Origin of the sequence: Thalassotalea sp. G20_0, from assembly GCF_017744175.1 — a bacterium.
Taxonomy (GTDB): Bacteria; Pseudomonadota; Gammaproteobacteria; order Pseudomonadales; family Endozoicomonadaceae; genus Endozoicomonas.
Window position 1 is genome coordinate 84,504 of record NZ_JAGHQV010000016.1, and the last position, 18,414, is coordinate 102,917.

The window sequence follows — 18,414 nt, forward strand, 5'->3', positions numbered from 1 at the left end:
ACACACTAACCGAGACTGACTCAATCTGATCGCAGCAGGGTATCTGTACTCCGTCGCCATTCATAACGGGCAGGAGTTGCAGTTGACCGGTTACTATTCAAGAGGCGGTCTGACCGGTTAATCCCTTTCCGGAGCCACCCTCATGATCAAAAGTACTTTCGGTACGCTGCAAAAAATTGGTAAAGCATTAATGCTGCCAGTTGCCGTACTGCCTGTAGCCGGGATTCTTCTGGGCGTTGGCAGTGCAGGGTTTTCGTTCATACCGGACCTGATTTCCAGCATTATGGCCCAGGCTGGCGGTGCCGTCTTCAGCAATCTGCCGCTGATTTTTGCCATTGGTACCGCCATAGGACTGGCGGAAAACGACGGCGTTTCTTCAGTGGCTGCTGTCGTTGGCTTTGTCATTATGCTCGGCACCATGGGTATCATGGCCAATCAACTGGGCTTTGAACCCTCATCGGTGATGGGCATCAGTACCATTGACACCGGCGTCTTTGGCGGCATCATTGTCGGGATACTGGCTTCAGTGATGTTTAACCGGTACTACAAAATTCAGTTACCGGAGTATCTTGGTTTCTTTGCCGGTAAGCGATTTGTCCCCATTGCCACCGGCATCAGTGCCATTTTGCTCGGTATTCTGCTGAGTTTTATCTGGCCTCCTATCCAATCCGTTATCAATAACTTTTCCCATTGGTCAGTGAATGAAAACCCGGAGATGGCAGGGTTTGTTTACGGCTTTGTCGAAAGGCTACTTATCCCTTTTGGCCTGCACCATATCTGGAACGTGCCTTTCCATATGGAAATGGGTGAATTTATTGATGAGTCCGGTACAGTATTTAATGGCGATATTGCCCGCTTCTTTGCCGGAGACCCAACCGCCGGTTTTCTGGCCGGCGGCTACCTGTTCAAAATGTTTGGTTTGCCGGCAGCAGCCATTGCCATGTGGCATTGTGCAAAACCGGAAAACAGGGCAAAAGCTGGCGGTATCATGATCTCTGCAGCGCTTACCTCGGTACTGACGGGCATCACAGAGCCCATTGAATTTTCTTTCCTGTTTGTTGCCCCGCTGCTCTATGGTATGCACGCGTTGCTGGCTGGCATGGCTTTCGCCATCACCAACTATCTGGACATCAAGATGGCCATGTCTTTTTCTAATGGCCTGATCGACTACGTACTCTATTTCGGCATTGCCACCAAACCTGTCTGGATCATTATGCTCGGGGCACTCTATGCCGTACTTTACTATGTTATTTTCCGGGTACTGATTCTGGCACTTAACTTGAAAACGCCCGGGCGCGAAGATGAAAGTGAGAGTGAAGTCAATGCCGGGTCATCCAGCGAGCTGGCCGTTAATCTGATTAATGCGTTTGGTGGTAAAGGCAATATTAAAAATCTGGACGCCTGCATTACCCGCCTCAGAGTTACCGTTAACAATACAGAGAATGTCGATGTAGACCGTATCAAACAGCTGGGCGCAACCGCAGTGGTGGTGGTTGGCCATAATATGCAGGCAATCTTCGGGCCCAGGTCTGACAATATCCGTACCGAAATGCAGGAGGCCATGAAGACCATATGATAAGGGGGTCACGCCAGAAGCCTGGTACATGGTTTCAATGAGTTTGACGTGTACAGCCTCCGTTCACCCTGAGCGGAGTCGAAGGGTGCTTGGCACGATCTATCAGAATCCGGAGTTTCCGCCCTTCGACAAGCTCAGGACGAACGGAGTGCGGAGGCACGACAACCCGTCAAGCTCATTGAAACCATGTACAAGTCTCAGGACTTCTGGCGGTGCTTATGAATGACAGGAATCCGCCGATAGAAAAATTTTCATAATTATTGCGGAGATAAGCGCATGCATGGAGTAGGAGGCACTCAGCAGCTCGCCAATCTGGCACCAGCAAACGACAGCAATGTCCAGACTGACAAAGGCTTTTTTGGCCAGCTCAAAGTCACTGTCGTTAAAGGCGTAAGAAATATTCTCTCTGCAAATTATTCATCAATCCCCGACAACGCCAAGCTTGCTTCACGAAATATCACCGTGCTCGCCTCCGCCCTGCACCCCTTGTTTAATGAGAGGGATAACGACGGAGCCAAAGGCATCAGCCCGGATTTTGAGCAGGCTTTGAAAGAGGCAAGTAATAATCCAAAATCCCTGAAATTTTTTTCTCGAATCAACCAGGAATTGGAGAAAATACAACAGTTGCAAGAAAAACTTTCAGAACTTTATATCACTAACCACGCACTTCTGAAGAAGCCCGGGGGAATGAATACCGCGCGATTCAAGGAAGTCAATAAAAAAATCACTGAATGTCAAGATTTCATGACTGGTGCCAAACAAAAGGGCACCCGTGCCCAGGAAAATTTCAATAAAACGGTGGACCCTCAACTGAAACTTGATATTGACGCGTTACAGGTGCCGGAGGAAAAACGCTCGCCTGAATCTGCTAAAGACTTAGCCAAGTTTGAAAAAATGAAAACTGATCTACTTAAGCGCTAGCCAACAGGGATTCGAAACATCCTTTATGGGAACATTCATTCCCGCCAAAGATACCTTCTGGCTTGCACTCATTCATTAGCCATACAGGCCGACAAATAGACTATATTTCACTATCTTCTTAATTGTGTTGGGGGAGACACTGCGATGCATGGAGTCGGCGGCGGCCATCAACCTGTCAACCTGACACCGACAACCAACGACGTTAAAGCTCCGGAAACCAATAAATCAGAAGGAGACTTTCGCGGGTTTAAGGTCACAACAACAAAAACATTCAAGTCATTCCTGTCATCCCTGTTATCCCGTTTTTCGTCAACACCCGGAAAAACCAGCATCCGGGACAGACACGCCCAAAAGTACAAGCCAACACAGCAACACGGCCCAACCGTCAGTGACAAACAAGCAACAGAAAAGAGTGTTGAGCAGCCAGCAAAACAGGCCAATCCAGCCACCATCAAAAGGAGATTTGACAGGCTTTGCTCCAATCTGGAACGGATGCAAACTTTTAAAAATGATTTACAAAACCTGGAGCGTGGTACTGACGAGTTCAGAATGTGTAGTCTTGGACTTCAGCGGGCTAAAGCAAAGTTTAATGCGGCAGTTGACAGCTTCAATAACTCCGTCAGTGCTGATCAACAAATTGACGCTTCAGACCTTGAGATGACAATGGCGAATAAACATTCACCAGAATTTGCTGAAGACGCCGCAAAATATAAACAAATGAACATCCCTGCCTTTGTAGAGAATACAGAGAATGTTGAGCAACCAATAGATCTGGCCCTCAAAAATCCAGACACTGAGAAAAAATTTACCAACCTTTGCGATACCCTGAAACAGATGCAAGATTGTAAAAATGAGTTACAGGACCTGGGTCATAGAAGTAATGCTCACATAGAGTCTGAATCTGACATTAATGTGGCTAAAGCAAACTTTAAACAGGCAGTAGAAAGCTTCAACAGTGTCGTTGGTGATGATCTGAAAGTTGACGCTTTCGACCTTGAGATGGCAATGGCTAATAAGGACGCACCAGAATTTGCCGAAAACATAGCCAGGTTTCAACAAATGAAAATCCCTTCATTTATGCCAAAAAGCTAACTTTATCGTGTTTCTGCGCGGCACTTTTCTTGCCTGCACGGTTTTTGTATAAGCGAACTTTCGTCAATGGCCAAACCAGTCTGGCTGGCCATCATTGAAAGCGACTCACTTCATATATACAGTCAACAGCGTATCAGCCCCAGCCTGCACATGCCCACTGGACTTCTCCAGGTGACTGACATCATCCATATTGGAGATCACAATGGGCGTTACCAAACTTCTCGCCTTTTCCTTCAGCAAAGTAAGATCCACTTCAACCACAGGATCACCCGCTTTAATCCGCTGCCCTTCTGTCGCTATCCGTTTAAAGCCCTCCCCTTTCAGCTCCACGGTGTCAATGCCAAAATGGACAAACAGCTCAACGCCCGAGGGGGTTTCCATACTGAAAGCATGATTGGTTTCAAAAATCTTGCCAATCACACCATCACAGGGCGCGACCATAATATGCCCGGTTGGATCAATGGCCAGACCATCTCCCACCACCTTGTCGGCAAACACCGGATCCGGAACGTCCTCTATGGGAACAATCTTGCCCGTCAAAGGTGCCTTCAGGACTGTTCCCTCATTCGAGCCAAAGCCCAGACTTTTTTTGAGAGAGTCAAAGATAGCCATAACTGTTACCTGCGGCTGTTACAACAATCTTCTGTGAAGCTTGCCCATGGCATGAGACCGCTTCACAGATGCGGGACCGGACTAACCGGCTGGGAGGAAAGCAAAAAGCCTCTTGTTCAGAGGCTTTTCCGACTTAAAGAACTTTAGTCATCTGCTGATCAGCATTCAACCATTGGGCTCCAGAGAATCAAACCGAAACGATTTCAGCCACTTTCATCAGGTGATTGTCAATCTGGTTGTGCTTACTGATTGCTCTTTCCAGCGGGGTTTTCACCACCTGCTGGTCACGGACGCCGACCATAATACCACTGTCGCCATTGCGCAGCGCTTCTACAGCAGCAACACCAAGGCGGCTGGCCAGAACACGGTCAAAGCAGCTAGGCTTGCCACCACGCTGGATATGCCCCAGCACGGTAACCTTCACTTCATATTCAGGAAAGTTTTCTTCCACAGCACGGGACAGTTCAAAAACACCACCACTGCGATCACCTTCAGCAACCACAATAATACTGGAGGTTTTGCCCGCACGGCCGCTCTTCTGCAAAGATTCCATGAACAGTTCAACCGTCTTTTCCTGCTCAGGAATCAGGATATCCTCTGCACCGGAAGCAATGCCCGTGTTCAGAGCAATAAAGCCGGCATCACGGCCCATCACTTCAATGAAGAACAGGCGGTTATGAGAAGTTGCGGTATCACGAATCTTATCGATGGCTTCAACAACGGTATTCAGGGCTGTGTCATAACCAATGGTGAAGTCAGTCCCGTAAATGTCATTATCGATGGTACCGGGAACCCCAATACAAGGCAGACCATGCTCTTCTTCCAGCAGCATGGCACCGGTGAATGAACCATCACCGCCGATCACCACCAGACCATCCAGCTCCGCAGCCCGGGCATTTTCGTAGGCCTTTACACGGCCTTCTTTGGTGCGGAACTCCTGACAGCGGGCAGATTTCAGGAAGGTCCCCCCCTGATTAATGATATTGGCAACCGTCCGGGCATCCGCCACGTCCATACGGTTTTCAATCAACCCTTTGTAGCCTTCCTGAATTACTACGGGAACAATACCGTAGTAAATACAGGCACGAACAGCGGCACGGATGGCCGCATTCATACCGGGAGCGTCGCCCCCGGAAGTCAAAACTCCGACTCTCTTTAATTCGGTCATGCCAGGCTCTTCTCCTTCCAAGTGCCTAACTGCTGGTAAAGCAATTAGAAATAAACAGGTTCTGTTGACTCAGCTTACGCTGATAATCTGCATGGTGTTGGTACCACCTTCGATTTCCTGACTTTCGCCTTTGGTCAGAATAATCTTGTCGCCTACTTCCAGAAGACCACGCTCTTTAAGGACATTAATTGCACGTCCATTGACTTCCGGGCCGTACTCAGTACCACTGTCAAAAGCCACCGCTTCCACGCCACGATACAGGGCAACCCGGCGCTCGGTAGTCTGGTAACGCGTCATGGCAAAAATAGGAAGGCGGGTATTGATTCTGGACATCCACAAGGGTGTGGCACCACTTTTCGTCAGACAGACGATGGCCTTAATGTCACTCTGATGGTTAGCCGCAAACAGGGTTGCCTGAGCGATGGCCTCATCAATATTGGTAAACTGACCAATGCGGCGCTCTGTCATGTACTCAACGGACTGTTTTTCAGCACCGAGACAAATGCGACTCATGGCCTTGACCACTTCATCCGGGCGCTTACCGGTGGCGGTTTCGCCGGACAACATCACGGCATCAGTGCCATCCAGTACCGCATTGGCGACGTCAAACACTTCTGCCCGGGTTGGTTGCGTGTTGTGAATCATGGACTCCATCATCTGAGTGGCGGTAATGACCGGCTTATTCAAACGACGGGCTTCATTAATCAAGTGCTTCTGGGCACCAATCAGCTCAGGATCACCAATTTCGACACCCAGGTCACCACGGGCAACCATCACGGCATCGGATGCAGAAATAACTTCAGCCAGTAGATCATGGTCGTTCACCACCTCAGCCCGCTCGATCTTGGACAGTATAGCGGCGGTTCCGCCAGCTTCGCGGAGTAAACGACGGGCTTCTTCAACATCACTGGCGTGACGAACAAAAGATACGGCCAGATAGTCCACTTCCAGCTCAGCCGCCAGAAGGATGTCCTGCTTATCTTTTTCCGTTAATGCCGCCGCAGAAAGACCACCACCCTGAAGGTTAATGCCCTTGTTGTTGGACAGCTCGCCACCATTGATCGCTTTGGTTTTAATGCACGGACCATCAATCGCCATGACTTTCAGGCTGATCCGTCCGTCATCAAGCAGCAGTATGTCACCAACCTTGCAGTCGTTTGGCAGATCTTTATAACCGAGCCCCACCTGGGTTTCATCGCCATCATCAATGGGAAGGCTGGCATCCAGGTGAAAGGTTGCGCCATCCGGAAGGTGAATCTTGCCATTCTGGAAACGGCCAATGCGAATCTTTGGCCCCTGCAAATCACCCAGGATAGCAACCGGACGGTTCAGCCTTTCAGCAATTTCACGAATGGTTTTGGCACGGGCTTTGTGATCTTCCGGATCACCGTGGGAGAAGTTGAGGCGAACAACGTTGACGCCAGCTTCAATCAGCTTTTGCAGTTGTTCTTCAGATTCTGTTGCAGGCCCCAGGGTTGCCACAATTTTTGTGCGTCTGAGCATAATAATCCTCTCGCTTGTGAACCCGCCGCTGTCGTGGGAGCCTTCAGCCTCCACCGGAGTCATTACAGCAAGCGACAGGCCTTAAGTAGTTAACCAAATGAAATTTGGCCAACTACTTAATGGATTAATGATGTGCACGGCAGCCGTTCACAACCTGTACACCTCTGCTCTGCAGGACGAATGTATTGAACGGAGTGCAAACAAAAGAAGAAAGTGCCGTTAGAGTATAGGAGCCATCTTGCCCCGTAGCACTGTCTTCTCTTTGTTTACCAACAGCCTGAAACTACTTATCTCATTTATCGTAACCAGCACAGGCCCGTTAAACGAGCCTGTGTTGAGTTCACTGTGTGAATGCCTTACGCGTTCATCAATGCCTTGGCCGTATCCAGCATACGGTTGGAGAAGCCCCACTCGTTGTCGTACCAGGACATAACCTTAACCAGGTTGCCCAGAACACGAGTCTGAGTAGCATCGAAGTTGGAAGAGAACGGGCTGTGGTTGAAGTCCATGGAAACCAGCTCTTCGTTGTTCACAGACAGAACAGTTGCCATGGCCGGATTGGACTTGGCAGCAATAGCAATGATTTCGTTCACTTCTTCAACGGTGGTTTCACGTGCAGCAACGAAGCTCAGGTCAACCAGAGAAACGTTGATGGTCGGTACGCGAACCGCCATGCCGTCGAACTTGCCTTTCAGTTCAGGAACAACTTCACCAACAGCAGCAGCAGCACCGGTAGCTGTTGGAATCATATTCATGGCAGCGGCACGGGCACGGTACAGGTCAGAGTGGTATACATCGCTCAGACGCTGGTCGTTGGTGTAAGCGTGGATAGTGGTCATCAGACCCTTATCAATGCCCAGAGCGTCGTTCAGAGGCTTGGCGATAGGAGCCAGACAGTTAGTAGTGCAGGATGCGTTAGAGATAACGGTCATATCTGCAGTCAGAGTGTCGTGGTTCACACCATAAACGATGGTAGCGTCAACGTTTGAGCCAGGCGCAGAAATGATAACCTTCTTGGCACCAGCATCCAGGTGTGGCTTGCAGGAATCTTTGGAACGGAAAACACCAGTACATTCAAAGACAACGTCAACACCCAGCTCGCCCCATGGCAGCTTTGATGGGTCACGCTCAGAGAAAGTCTTGATTTCGTCACCGTTTACGAACAGAGCGCCTTCGCCTTCTTCAACCTGTGCGTTGAAACGGCCATGAACGGTGTCGTACTTAGTCAGGTGAGTATTGATTTTGGTGTCACCCAGATCATTAATGGCAACAATCTGGTATTCATCGCGACGGCCAGCTTCGTAAAGTGCGCGCAGTACGTTGCGACCGATACGGCCGTAGCCATTAATAGCAATCTTGATCATGATGTCTCCAATACCGTTAATCAAAGCGGAATTACCGCCCTGCCTCTAGTAAAAAGGATTTCGACAGCGAATGCAGCACAGTAAATACACCTATCGAAAAACCCGAACACTTAACTACAGGGTTTAACGGCAGATCACAGCTTTTACATAGCTACAGCAACACTAAAAACAAACGGCAACACTGGTTAGCTGCCGCATTTCGAAACCCACTCCACAGGACTTGTATCCCTGAAGCACATAAACTTACGGACAAGGGTTGACTTCTTGGTGGTACGGAGTTACAAATATGCAAAAGAAAACAACACATAACACATAATTTCACACCGCTTCCCATCCGGGATCAACCGATTGTCGAAGCCACTGGTTAGCTTCATAGGTCACCAGTGTGATATAGAGTTTGATCGAAAAACCGGAATTCAGCAAAGCCGTTACAGTTTTGATTGATTCCGAATCCTTATATGTACTCCCAACGAACCACGCTACTACGCTGTCTTAGCCAGTCAGCAAGATTCGTTTTCATCATACATTCAGATCAGCACCTTTACCTATATGGATAATGCGGACTGTAATCCCGCTAGTCAAGCCCATTACAGGCCCACTCCCATCTACTTGAATGCAAGATCTTATTTACCGACATTATCAAATATGAACATGAATAAATGACCACAGAGTTCTAATCACAGGACTCTGAGGAACTATTCAATATTAGAAAAACGACAGAAATCACCTACGCATCTGAAGAGATAAGCTTAAAATATCTCAAAGCCGCCGCAACTCAGGGTTGAAAGCAAATAAATTCAAATTTAAGCAATATGATCCATTAACAAGCATGCCAACAGAGACAACCGTTCCATCCCATCAAAAAACAACACCCAAGCAAACATATTTACAAGGCAGGAAGCAAAAAATCAGGAAATTCTTGATACTTTCACCACCCAAAAAATGTAATTTTTTTGTAATCAGTCATTTTTAAACGCCAGACAATCTGACTGGTTATGAGTAGATTCATCAAATACTTCATTTTTTATAAATAAAAAATATAACCACAGAAACAGACACAAAAAAATTAAACACTTAATAACATCACAAAACACAACAAATCAATTTTTCTGCTGATACCCAGACCCTCAACATCAAGTAAACTGGTAATATCATTCTTCTTACCGTTTATTAATATTGGTCTTTTATGAAACAGCTATTTATTGCCGGGATGCTGATTTTTTCTTCCACGATAACCGCCGAAGTGCTGAATTGTGAGCAAAAGCAATCGGTTTGTGAAGCCAAATGCAAGGCATCGAGCCTTATCAATGAGCAGGACAGCAGCACTTGCAAAGCTCAATGCCTGGGAGAGCGAACAGCCTGTGAACTGGAACAAGGCAAGGAGTCAGCGGGAAAACTTGCCACACAGGCAAAAGATGCAGGCCAGTCTCTGATGGACAAAATGAAAGCCTTCTGGGATGGACTAACCCACAGCCAATAACAACTGCACCATAAAAAAATGCCTCTAACCAAGCTCTGATTAGAGGCATACGACCTGTTTCAGTCGAAGGTTATTTGCCGTAATAAGCCTTGGTGAGCAGCTCTTCCAGCTCAGAAATCAATGGCAAACGAGGATTCGCCGTTGTGGTCTGATCTTCAAAGGCGTGGTTAGCCAGCATGCTGATTTTACTCTTGAACAGAGACTCATCCACACCAATCTCCTGAAGAGAAGCAGGCATATCCAGGCGCTTCATCAAATCACGAACCGCATTGGCCAGGGATTTAACCCCCTCTTCCGGCGTTTTGGCAGGCAGGCCGAGCATTTTGGCAATCTCAGCATACTTTTCGTGGGCAATGTAATACTGATATTTCGGGAATGATGCCACCTTGGTGGGATTAGGGCAGCCGTTATACTCAATCACGTGAGGCAATAACACCGCATTGGCCTGGCCGTGAGAAATATGCAATTCATTACCCAGCTTATGGGCAATCGCATGGTTGACGCCCAGGAAGGCGTTGGCAAATGCCATGCCGGCAATACAGGACGCATTGTGCATTTTCTCCCGGGCTTTTCGGTCAGCGGTTTCATAAGACTGCGGCAGATAATCGAAGACCAGCTGAATCGCTTTCATCGCCAGAGCATCGGTGTAGTCTGAAGCCATGATGGACACATAAGCTTCCATGGCGTGAGTGAGCACATCCAGACCGGTATCTGCTGTCACTTTCTTCGGAACAGTCAGTACCAGGTTAGGATCAATAATCGCCACATCCGGAGTCAGCTCATAGTCAGCCAGTGGGTACTTGGCACCTTTTTCCTTATCGGTAATAACGGCGAAGGACGTTACCTCAGAACCGGTACCGGAAGTGGTCGGAATCGCAACCAGCTTCGCCTTCTTACCCAGATGCGGGAATTTATAGACTCGCTTGCGGATATCCAGGAATTTCTGGGCCATACCGGCAAAGTCAGCATCCGGCTGTTCATAGAAAAGCCACATTCCCTTGGCCGCATCAATCGGTGAACCACCGCCCAGGGCAATGATCACATCCGGGTTAAACCGTGCCATTTCCCGGGCACCATTGCGAACGGTCTCCAAACTTGGATCAGGCTCAACCTGATTGAAAATTTCAACCTGAACCGGCACGGTACGCTTTCTCAGGTGGTAGAGGATTTTATCCACATAACCCAGGGACTGAATAATCTCATCAGTAACAATAAATACACGAGAGATGTCTTGCATCTTTTCAAGGTACTGAAGAGAGTTGGCCTCGAAGTAAATCTTTCTGGGAAGTTTAAACCATTGCATATTGACCCGGCGCTTGGCGACACGCTTAACATTGATCAGGTTCACCGCAGATACGTTGGAGGTGGTACTGTTACCACCGTAGGTACCACAACCCAGAGTCAGGGAAGGCATATTGGTGTTGTAAATATCACCAATGGCACCGTGGGTACTTGGTGAGTTGATAATGATACGACCGGCTTTCATGGCCAGAGAGAACTCATCAATCACCTGGTTATCCTGGGCATGCAACACAGCAGAATGTCCAAGACCGCCAAAGTTCAACATCTGATCCGCCAGCTCAACAGCATGATGGGCATCTTTAGCCTTAAGCACTCCCAAAACCGGAGAGAGCTTTTCCCGGGACAGCGGGAACTCAGGACCGACACCCTCAATTTCTGCGGCCAGAATACGGGTATTCTCAGGCACCTTGATACCGGCGAGTCCGGCAATATAAGAAGGCTTCATGCCAACAATCTTACTGTTTACATGACCGTCATGAATGACCACTTCAGCCAGTCGCCCGGTTTCCTCCGGCGTAGTGAAGTACACATTCTGGGACTTCAGCTCTTTGACCACCTCTTTATAAACCGACTGATGAACAATCGCGGCCTGCTCGGATGCGCAGATCATGCCATTATCAAAGCTCTTGGACATAACCAGGTCATTACAGGCCTGTTTGATATCTGCTGACTGGTCAATAATGCAAGGCACGTTACCAGAACCTACGCCCAGGGCAGGCTTGCCGGAAGAGTAAGCTGCGCGCACCATGCCGGAGCCACCGGTCGCCAGAATAACGGCAACTTCAGGGTGGGTCATCAGCTTCTGAGTCGCTTCAATGGAAGGGTACTCGACCCACAGCACACAATCTTCAGGAGCACCAGCCGCAACCGCCGCATCACGAACAATCCGGGCAGCTTCACTGGAACACTTCTGTGCCGAAGGGTGGAAGGCAAAAATAATCGGGTTACGGGTTTTGGTAGAAATAATGGACTTGAACATGGTGGTGGAGGTCGGGTTAGTCACCGGAGTAACCCCACACACAATGCCTACAGGCTCAGCAACCAGCATGAAATCTTCTTCAGCGTTGTCTTCAATAACGCCTACGGTCTTATCGTACTTGATGGAGTGGTAAACGTACTCGGTGGCAAAGATGTTTTTGGTCACCTTATCTTCCAGGATACCACGACCGGTCTCCTCAACAGCCATTCGAGCCAGCTCCATATGAGCTGCCTGACCCGCCAGAGCCATAGCCCTGGTGACCCTGTCGACATCTTCCTGAGTCAGCTTGAGAAACTTCTCCCTTGCCACCATTGCCCGCTCAATTAACGCATTAATCTGAGCATCAACATCCTGAACAACTGCATCTTTATTTACAGTTTTTCCAGCCTGCTTTTTCCCGGCCATGATTATCGCCCTCTACTCTAGTAGTTAACCAAGATAACCTTTAAAAAAACTATCTATTATTCCGAGGCTATTTTTTTTATATCTTTGCCCAGAATAGAAATGCTGTTTAATAAGCTGGCAATCATCAGGTCTCCGTCTTCTATTTCAACCTCCTCAAGATAGTGCATCCTGAGTATTAATGCCTGACCATTGCCATTTATTGGTAAACTCTCAACTTCGATAAAATTGCCTGCGTCAGCCTTTGCAAGTTCACCGGGTATCACAAAACTTTTATTCCAAATAATTATTTAAAAATATTTTTTATTTGACTTAAGGTATATATCGCTCTCTGTTTTCAGCATTACAACACAAGAAAACCTCAAAAAAACTGACTCAAATCAAGAAACCACTATTGATTTTTTTGCCAAATAGAGCATCAAAATAGATCAACAGCATTCATACATTGACATGCTTTTTCCCAGACTAAATCTTCGGAAAAACGGCTAAAAAACGGCATTCTCAATAAAAACCAATAAACTGAAACAACATTTTCAAAATCCAGCCTCTGAAAAAAACACAACCACATTGAAAAAAAACAGAAACAGACAACAATAAACAACAGTTATAAAATCCCCCCGCCATAGTTTTTTATTAATCAGGAAAAAAGGCTTTACCTGTTGTAACCTTTCCGTATCATTAGCAAGAATTTGAAGTGTCTATTCCGGAATTTTTCAGCCCTGATGATAGATCGATGAACGATTCGGTCCCGTCGTTGAGCCTTGGTCGCAAGAAAAGACATCCTGACCAGACACAGCACTCAAACTGAAACACACCGTTAACCCTTGATCGAGGAAGAATCAGTCACATGTCCCAAAAAATCCTGGACCTGGTAAAGCCAGGCGTCGTTACCGGCGATGACGTTCAGAAAATCTTTGAAGCTGCCAAGGCCGGTGAATTTGCACTTCCAGCAGTGAACGTTGTTGGTACCGACTCAATCAATGCAGTTCTTGAAGCTGCGGCTAAAGTAAAGTCTCCTGTTATCATTCAGTTCTCCAACGGTGGCGCGTCCTTCTTCTCAGGTAAAGGCCTGAAGACTGACCCTGCCGGTGCCCTGGGTGCCATTGCCGGTGCAAAATACGTCCACGCGGTTGCTGAAGCTTATGGCATTCCTGTACTCCTGCACACTGACCACGCTGCACGCAAACTGCTGCCATGGATTGATGCTCTGCTGACTGCGGGTGAAGAGTTTTACGAGCAGCACGGCAAGCCACTGTTCTCTTCGCACATGATCGACCTGTCTGAAGAATCTCTGGAAGAAAACATTGCCACCTGCGCCGAATACCTGACGCGTATGGCCAAGATGGACATGACACTGGAGTTCGAACTGGGCTGCACTGGCGGTGAAGAAGACGGCGTTGATAACTCTCACATGGACAGCTCCATGCTGTACACCCAGCCAGAAGACGTAGCCTACGCTTACGAAATTCTGAGCAAGATCAGCCACCGCTTTACCATCGCTGCTTCTTTCGGCAACGTTCACGGCGTATACAAGCCAGGTAACGTTCAGCTGACACCGAAGATTCTCGACAACTCCCAGAAGTACTGCTCTGAGAAGTTCGGCATTCCAGCCAAGTCGCTGAACTTCGTATTCCACGGCGGCTCTGGCTCTACTCTGGAAGAGATCCGTGAATCCGTCTCTTATGGCGTAGTAAAGATGAACATCGACACAGACACCCAATGGGCGTGCTGGGAAGGCGTTCTGAACTACTACAAGAAGAACGAAGCTTACCTGCAGGGCCAGCTGGGCAACCCTGAAGGTGCCGACAAGCCAAACAAGAAGTCCTACGACCCACGGGTTTGGCTGCGAGCTGGTCAGGAGTCCATGATCTCCCGTCTTGAGCAAGCCCATAATGACCTGAACAGCATCGACGTGCTGTAATCAGAGCCAGGAGGCTGACCGGGAATAGCGCCCGTCCAGGCGACCCCGTAGCGAGGATGGCAGAAAATTGAGGATAAAAATTCTGATTTGTGAGGTGAATAGCGGGGCTATTTGCCGAACAAAACGGAATTTTTAGGCCAATTTGCTACCACCGCAGTAGGGCAGTCTATTCTCGGACAGCCTCCAAGGCACCGGCATTTGCCGGTGTCTATCACCCTTCGCCAGAACCTCTCAAGCCAAACCCCACCCTCTCAAAACATCAAAAGCAGCGAAATCCCCTGTTTCTTCTAAACTCTTTAGTACTTTTGACGATATATCCACACAACTCTAAACAAAAATGAATGGGGGAAGACCATGCCCAGACAGAAAGCACAACCCAAAAGCACCACCACAAAAAATAAGCAGCAAGCCAAATCATCCAATGATGAATGGGTCGGGCTCAGCTTCCGAGTATCCCCTGAGTTTTCCAGGGAATTTAAGGTGTATGCGGCCAAGAATGACTTTAAGCTGGTTGATTTACTGAAAGAAGGCTTTAAAGCTCTGAAAAAGCAGAGACGTCAGTCCCAGACTCGTTAAGGCCCACTTTAGCCAGAGACCGATCCGAAATCAGAGTAAGACAGAGGATTGATGGGTAAAGGGGAACAAGAAAATTCACGCAAAAAAAATCAGCCATCAGGCTGATTTTTTTTAATTGGATGTTTAAACGAGGCTGGCTCTTGTAACAAGTAAGTTCTACCTCAACGCTGGCAAGCATTGTATTCTGCCAACTGAGCTATTCAGGCTGCGAAGGTGATTTTAAGAATTTATCAGCCCCGACTCTCTGAAAGAGAATAAGTGGCGTCCCCTAGGGGACTCGAACCCCTGTTACCGCCGTGAAAGGGCGGTGTCCTAGGCCACTAGACGAAGGGGACGCAAAACCTTCTGACTTAAATGATGCAATCATCGCTTAAGCTCTAGATTTGGAACAAAGCATGCAATAACTCTTGTCACAAGAAAGTGTGACACTACCCTGGAAATAGAGCGGTCTAACAACCGAGTAATTACCGCAATAGAAATGGTGGAGCTAAGCGGGATCGAACCGCTGACCTCAACACTGCCAGTGTTGCGCTCTCCCAGCTGAGCTATAGCCCCATATCAACCTGTCGCATTATGCCATTCTGGATAGCAAATACAACATTTTGATAATAGTGGCGTCCCCTAGGGGACTCGAACCCCTGTTACCGCCGTGAAAGGGCGGTGTCCTAGGCCACTAGACGAAGGGGACGCAATCCTTCTGATCCAAGCAACATCAAGCCACTTGAACTCTAGATTTGGAGCGGGAAACGAGGTTCGCTCTTGTAACAAGAAAGTGCGACCTCAACCTTGGCAAGGTTGCGCTCTACCAACTGAGCTATTCCCGCAGTGAAAACGTTTAAAGACAACTTTCAGGTCTGAATCTGGAGCGGGAAACGAGGTTCGAACTCGCGACCTCAACCTTGGCAAGGTTGCGCTCTACCAACTGAGCTATTCCCGCAATGAAGACATGTTAAGGATTCTTCAAATCCTTCTCTCAAAAGAGAATAAGTGGCGTCCCCTAGGGGACTCGAACCCCTGTTACCGCCGTGAAAGGGCGGTGTCCTAGGCCACTAGACGAAGGGGACGCAAAACCTTCTGATTCAAGCAACATCAAGCTACTTGAACTCTAGATTTGGAGCGGGAAACGAGGTTCGAACTCGCGACCTCAACCTTGGCAAGGTTGCGCTCTACCAACTGAGCTATTCCCGCAGCGAAACCTTTTAAAGACAGCTTCAGGTCTGAATCTGGAGCGGGAAACGAGGTTCGAACTCGCGACCTCAACCTTGGCAAGGTTGCGCTCTACCAACTGAGCTATTCCCGCAATGAAGACATATTAAGGATTCTTCAAATCCTGCTCTCAAGTCAAGAGAATAAGTGGCGTCCCCTAGGGGACTCGAACCCCTGTTACCGCCGTGAAAGGGCGGTGTCCTAGGCCACTAGACGAAGGGGACGCAATCCTTCTGATTCAAGCAACATCAAGCCACTTGAACTCTAGATTTGGAGCGGGAAACGAGGTTCGAACTCGCGACCTCAACCTTGGCAAGGTTGCGCTCTACCAACTGAGCTATTCCCGCAATAAAACATATCAAGGATTCTTCAAATCCTTGCTCTCAAGTCAAGAGAATAAGTGGCGTCCCCTAGGGGACTCGAACCCCTGTTACCGCCGTGAAAGGGCGGTGTCCTAGGCCACTAGACGAAGGGGACGCAAACATCGAACGATGTTTGGTGGAGCTAAGCGGGATCGAACCGCTGACCTCAACACTGCCAGTGTTGCGCTCTCCCAGCTGAGCTATAGCCCCAAAACCTTCGCAGCAACAATACTTAGCGTATTCAACAACTGCTTTTGCTTTAGCACCTTTCGATGGACGCTTTGTTTTGCCCCCCCCGAAACGCAGGGCGAATGATATGGATGCCCCCCTATCCTGTCAAGCGTCGCTTATAAAAATTATGATCAAATAATGGTGCAGTTATATATGCATCTATAGAAAAGGCCGGTAGACAACCGGCCTTAGCCCAAAGAAGCCGCCGGGTTAAAGCGCTGCAAACTCTTTTTCCAGACGCTTCGCTTCTTTTTTGGAAACGCCACCCAACACCTCAACAGCATGACGCAGGCGTGCACGCGTCATATCCGGGCCCAGGATCTCCATAGACTCCATAACAGACCAGGAGTTTGGCGTACCGGCAATAGCAACAAAGACAGGATGATTAAAATCACCCAGTTTAATGTCCATCGCTTTGGAAAGCCCTTTAATTTCCGCGAAAATCTGATCACGCTGCCACTGGCGCAGCTGTTCAAGCTTCCAGAGCGTGAACTGCAACACCTTCTTAACATCACCCGCTTCCAGCTTTTTATGGGCAAAGTCTTCAGGCGACAGATTCAACATACCTGAGAACATAAAGGCAGCAATGGGGGCGAAATCGCTGAGACGCTCAACCCGCTCTTTCGCCATTGGCAGAAACTTCATCAGGTAGTCACGGTTCAGCAACCAGTGATGCAGGCGATCGGCAAATTGCTCCGTGGTCAGGTTTTCGCGAATCCAGCTGGCATTCAACCAGGACAGTTTTTCCTGGTCAAAAATCGGCCCCCCCAGAGAGACCCTTTTGAGATCAAAATCCGCCAGCATCTCTTCCAGGCTGAACTTCTCCCGCTCGTCTGGCATGGACCAGCCCATACGACCCAGGTAGTTCAACAGCGCTTCCGGCAGATACCCCATATCACGATAGTAAGTAATACAGGTTGGGTTCTTGCGTTTGGATAACTTGCTCTTATCAGGGTTCCGCAACAGCGGCATATGGCAGAGCACAGGCATCTGCCAACCAAAGTATTCGTACAACAACTGATGCTTGGGCGCAGAGTTGATCCACTCCTCACCACGAATAACATGCGTGATTTCCATCAGGTGGTCATCAACAACATTGGCCAGATGATAGGTTGGCATGCCATCGGCTTTCACCAGAACCTGCATATCCACCTGGGACCAGTCAATCTCGATGGTACCACGGAGCATATCATCCACCGTGCAGACGCCACTGTCAGGCACTTTCATCCGGACAACGTGAGGCTCGCCCGCATTCAGCCTGGCCTGAACGTCGTCCTCAGAAAGATGCAGGCAGTGACCATCGTACCCGGGTGTCTGCTTGTTAGCCATTTGTTCTGCACGCAGGGCATCAAGACGCTCTGATGAGCAGAAGCAACGGAATGCATGCCCTTTATCCAACAGGATTTGAGCATGATCAGCGTAGATTTCCCAGCGCTCACTCTGTCGATAAGGGCCGTGTGGGCCGCCAACATCAGGACCCTCATCCCAATTCAATCCAAGCCAGCGCAGCGAGTCGAGAATCTGTTGCTCGGATTCAGGGGTACTTCTGGTTTGATCCGTATCTTCTATACGAAGCAGGAACTGGCCGCCCTGACTCTTGGCAAACGCCAGATTAAAAAGGGCGATATAAGCAGTACCGACATGAGGATCGCCGGTAGGGGAAGGTGCAATACGGGTGCGTACAGTCATGGAATTGCTTTCTCAATAACGCCCGAGCCC

The 18,414-nt window shown here is 48.6% G+C and carries 13 protein-coding genes and 12 tRNA genes; 6 read left to right on the plus strand and 19 right to left on the minus strand.

What is annotated here, in order from left to right:
- The first annotated feature begins 142 nt into the window (after positions 1 to 142).
- The 3 genes from ptsG (at position 143) to J7438_RS11735 (ending at position 3,589) form a co-directional block, all read left to right on the plus strand.
- Positions 143 to 1,576, plus strand: coding sequence for a PTS glucose transporter subunit IIBC (gene ptsG, locus J7438_RS11725; RefSeq protein WP_209276685.1), 1,434 nt, complete (start codon positions 143 to 145; stop codon positions 1,574 to 1,576).
- 276 nt (positions 1,577 to 1,852) lie between these two features.
- Entirely contained in the window at positions 1,853 to 2,497 is a 645-nt protein-coding gene (locus J7438_RS11730) for a hypothetical protein (protein ID WP_209276686.1), read from the plus strand.
- Between the two features lie 492 nt (positions 2,498 to 2,989).
- The gene (locus J7438_RS11735) at positions 2,990 to 3,589 is read left to right on the plus strand and encodes a hypothetical protein (RefSeq protein WP_209276687.1); all 600 of its coding nucleotides are present in this window, start codon (positions 2,990 to 2,992) and stop codon (positions 3,587 to 3,589) included.
- 105 nt (positions 3,590 to 3,694) lie between these two features.
- Here the strand turns inward: J7438_RS11735 and crr are convergent, their stop codons facing one another.
- The 4 genes from crr to gap form a co-directional block, all read right to left on the minus strand.
- A complete protein-coding gene (crr, locus tag J7438_RS11740; RefSeq protein WP_209276688.1) occupies positions 3,695 to 4,201 on the minus strand; it encodes a PTS glucose transporter subunit IIA in 507 nt (168 codons plus the stop codon).
- Positions 4,202 to 4,388: 187 nt separating this feature from the next.
- Positions 4,389 to 5,369, minus strand: a complete 981-nt coding sequence (gene pfkA / locus J7438_RS11745; RefSeq protein WP_209200492.1) for a 6-phosphofructokinase — start codon at positions 5,367 to 5,369, stop codon at positions 4,389 to 4,391.
- Between the two features lie 69 nt (positions 5,370 to 5,438).
- A complete protein-coding gene (gene pyk, locus J7438_RS11750; RefSeq protein WP_209276689.1) occupies positions 5,439 to 6,872 on the minus strand; it encodes a pyruvate kinase in 1,434 nt (477 codons plus the stop codon).
- Positions 6,873 to 7,228: 356 nt separating this feature from the next.
- On the minus strand, positions 7,229 to 8,239 hold the full coding sequence (gene gap, locus J7438_RS11755) for a type I glyceraldehyde-3-phosphate dehydrogenase (RefSeq protein ID WP_209200596.1): 1,011 nt from the start codon (positions 8,237 to 8,239) through the stop codon (positions 7,229 to 7,231).
- A gap of 1,183 nt (positions 8,240 to 9,422) precedes the next feature.
- Between gap and J7438_RS11760 the strand changes: the two genes are divergently transcribed.
- Complete coding sequence (locus J7438_RS11760) at positions 9,423 to 9,716, plus strand: hypothetical protein (RefSeq protein ID WP_209200490.1); 294 nt, start codon at positions 9,423 to 9,425, stop codon at positions 9,714 to 9,716.
- Positions 9,717 to 9,786: 70 nt separating this feature from the next.
- Here J7438_RS11760 and adhE read toward each other — a convergent pair whose 3' ends face one another.
- Positions 9,787 to 12,402 carry a bifunctional acetaldehyde-CoA/alcohol dehydrogenase gene (adhE, locus tag J7438_RS11765; RefSeq protein WP_209276690.1) on the minus strand — a complete coding sequence of 872 codons (2,616 nt, stop codon included), beginning with the start codon at positions 12,400 to 12,402 and terminating at the stop codon, positions 9,787 to 9,789.
- Between the two features lie 56 nt (positions 12,403 to 12,458).
- Complete coding sequence (locus J7438_RS11770) at positions 12,459 to 12,665, minus strand: hypothetical protein (protein WP_209200488.1); 207 nt, start codon at positions 12,663 to 12,665, stop codon at positions 12,459 to 12,461.
- Between the two features lie 581 nt (positions 12,666 to 13,246).
- On the opposite strand from J7438_RS11770, the gene fbaA reads away from it, so the two are divergent.
- Together fbaA and J7438_RS11780 are read left to right on the plus strand one after the other, a co-directional pair.
- Positions 13,247 to 14,320, plus strand: coding sequence for a class II fructose-bisphosphate aldolase (gene fbaA / locus J7438_RS11775; protein WP_209276691.1), 1,074 nt, complete (start codon positions 13,247 to 13,249; stop codon positions 14,318 to 14,320).
- A 354-nt stretch (positions 14,321 to 14,674) separates the two neighbouring features.
- Positions 14,675 to 14,896 (plus strand): hypothetical protein, encoded by a 222-nt coding sequence (locus J7438_RS11780; RefSeq protein WP_101745863.1) that lies wholly within the window; start codon positions 14,675 to 14,677, stop codon positions 14,894 to 14,896.
- A gap of 259 nt (positions 14,897 to 15,155) precedes the next feature.
- On the opposite strand, the gene J7438_RS11785 is transcribed toward J7438_RS11780, so the two are convergent.
- The 13 genes from J7438_RS11785 to gltX form a co-directional block, all read right to left on the minus strand.
- Positions 15,156 to 15,231: transfer RNA gene (locus J7438_RS11785), tRNA-Glu, on the minus strand.
- Positions 15,232 to 15,375: 144 nt separating this feature from the next.
- Positions 15,376 to 15,451 (minus strand) — tRNA-Ala (locus tag J7438_RS11790).
- Between the two features lie 57 nt (positions 15,452 to 15,508).
- Positions 15,509 to 15,584 (minus strand) — tRNA-Glu (locus J7438_RS11795).
- A 47-nt stretch (positions 15,585 to 15,631) separates the two neighbouring features.
- Positions 15,632 to 15,720: transfer RNA gene (locus J7438_RS11800), tRNA-Gly, on the minus strand.
- A gap of 37 nt (positions 15,721 to 15,757) precedes the next feature.
- Positions 15,758 to 15,833: transfer RNA gene (locus J7438_RS11805), tRNA-Gly, on the minus strand.
- Between the two features lie 51 nt (positions 15,834 to 15,884).
- A tRNA-Glu gene (locus J7438_RS11810) sits at positions 15,885 to 15,960 on the minus strand.
- Positions 15,961 to 16,008: 48 nt separating this feature from the next.
- Positions 16,009 to 16,084 (minus strand) — tRNA-Gly (locus tag J7438_RS11815).
- Positions 16,085 to 16,120: 36 nt separating this feature from the next.
- Positions 16,121 to 16,196 (minus strand) — tRNA-Gly (locus tag J7438_RS11820).
- Positions 16,197 to 16,250: 54 nt separating this feature from the next.
- Positions 16,251 to 16,326, minus strand: a tRNA-Glu gene (locus tag J7438_RS11825).
- Between the two features lie 47 nt (positions 16,327 to 16,373).
- A tRNA-Gly gene (locus tag J7438_RS11830) sits at positions 16,374 to 16,449 on the minus strand.
- 54 nt (positions 16,450 to 16,503) lie between these two features.
- A tRNA-Glu gene (locus J7438_RS11835) sits at positions 16,504 to 16,579 on the minus strand.
- Between the two features lie 19 nt (positions 16,580 to 16,598).
- Positions 16,599 to 16,674 (minus strand) — tRNA-Ala (locus tag J7438_RS11840).
- A 231-nt stretch (positions 16,675 to 16,905) separates the two neighbouring features.
- A complete protein-coding gene (gene gltX / locus J7438_RS11845) occupies positions 16,906 to 18,384 on the minus strand; it encodes a glutamate--tRNA ligase (RefSeq protein WP_209276692.1) in 1,479 nt (492 codons plus the stop codon).
- Positions 18,385 to 18,414: the final 30 nt, after the last annotated feature.

Excerpts from the sequence above, each read along its gene's own strand:
- ptsG (WP_209276685.1), top strand. The coding sequence starts at position 143 with ATGATCAAAAGTACTTTCGGTACGCTGCAAAAAATTGGTAAAGCATTA.
- J7438_RS11730 (WP_209276686.1), top strand. The coding sequence starts at position 1,853 with ATGCATGGAGTAGGAGGCACTCAGCAGCTCGCCAATCTGGCACCAGCA.
- J7438_RS11735 (WP_209276687.1), top strand. The coding sequence starts at position 2,990 with ATGCAAACTTTTAAAAATGATTTACAAAACCTGGAGCGTGGTACTGAC.
- crr (WP_209276688.1), bottom strand. The coding sequence starts at position 4,201 with ATGGCTATCTTTGACTCTCTCAAAAAAAGTCTGGGCTTTGGCTCGAAT.
- pfkA (WP_209200492.1), bottom strand. The coding sequence starts at position 5,369 with ATGACCGAATTAAAGAGAGTCGGAGTTTTGACTTCCGGGGGCGACGCT.
- pyk (WP_209276689.1), bottom strand. The coding sequence starts at position 6,872 with ATGCTCAGACGCACAAAAATTGTGGCAACCCTGGGGCCTGCAACAGAA.
- J7438_RS11760 (WP_209200490.1), top strand. The coding sequence starts at position 9,423 with ATGAAACAGCTATTTATTGCCGGGATGCTGATTTTTTCTTCCACGATA.
- adhE (WP_209276690.1), bottom strand. The coding sequence starts at position 12,402 with ATGGCCGGGAAAAAGCAGGCTGGAAAAACTGTAAATAAAGATGCAGTT.
- fbaA (WP_209276691.1), top strand. The coding sequence starts at position 13,247 with ATGTCCCAAAAAATCCTGGACCTGGTAAAGCCAGGCGTCGTTACCGGC.
- J7438_RS11780 (WP_101745863.1), top strand. The coding sequence starts at position 14,675 with ATGCCCAGACAGAAAGCACAACCCAAAAGCACCACCACAAAAAATAAG.
- gltX (WP_209276692.1), bottom strand. The coding sequence starts at position 18,384 with ATGACTGTACGCACCCGTATTGCACCTTCCCCTACCGGCGATCCTCAT.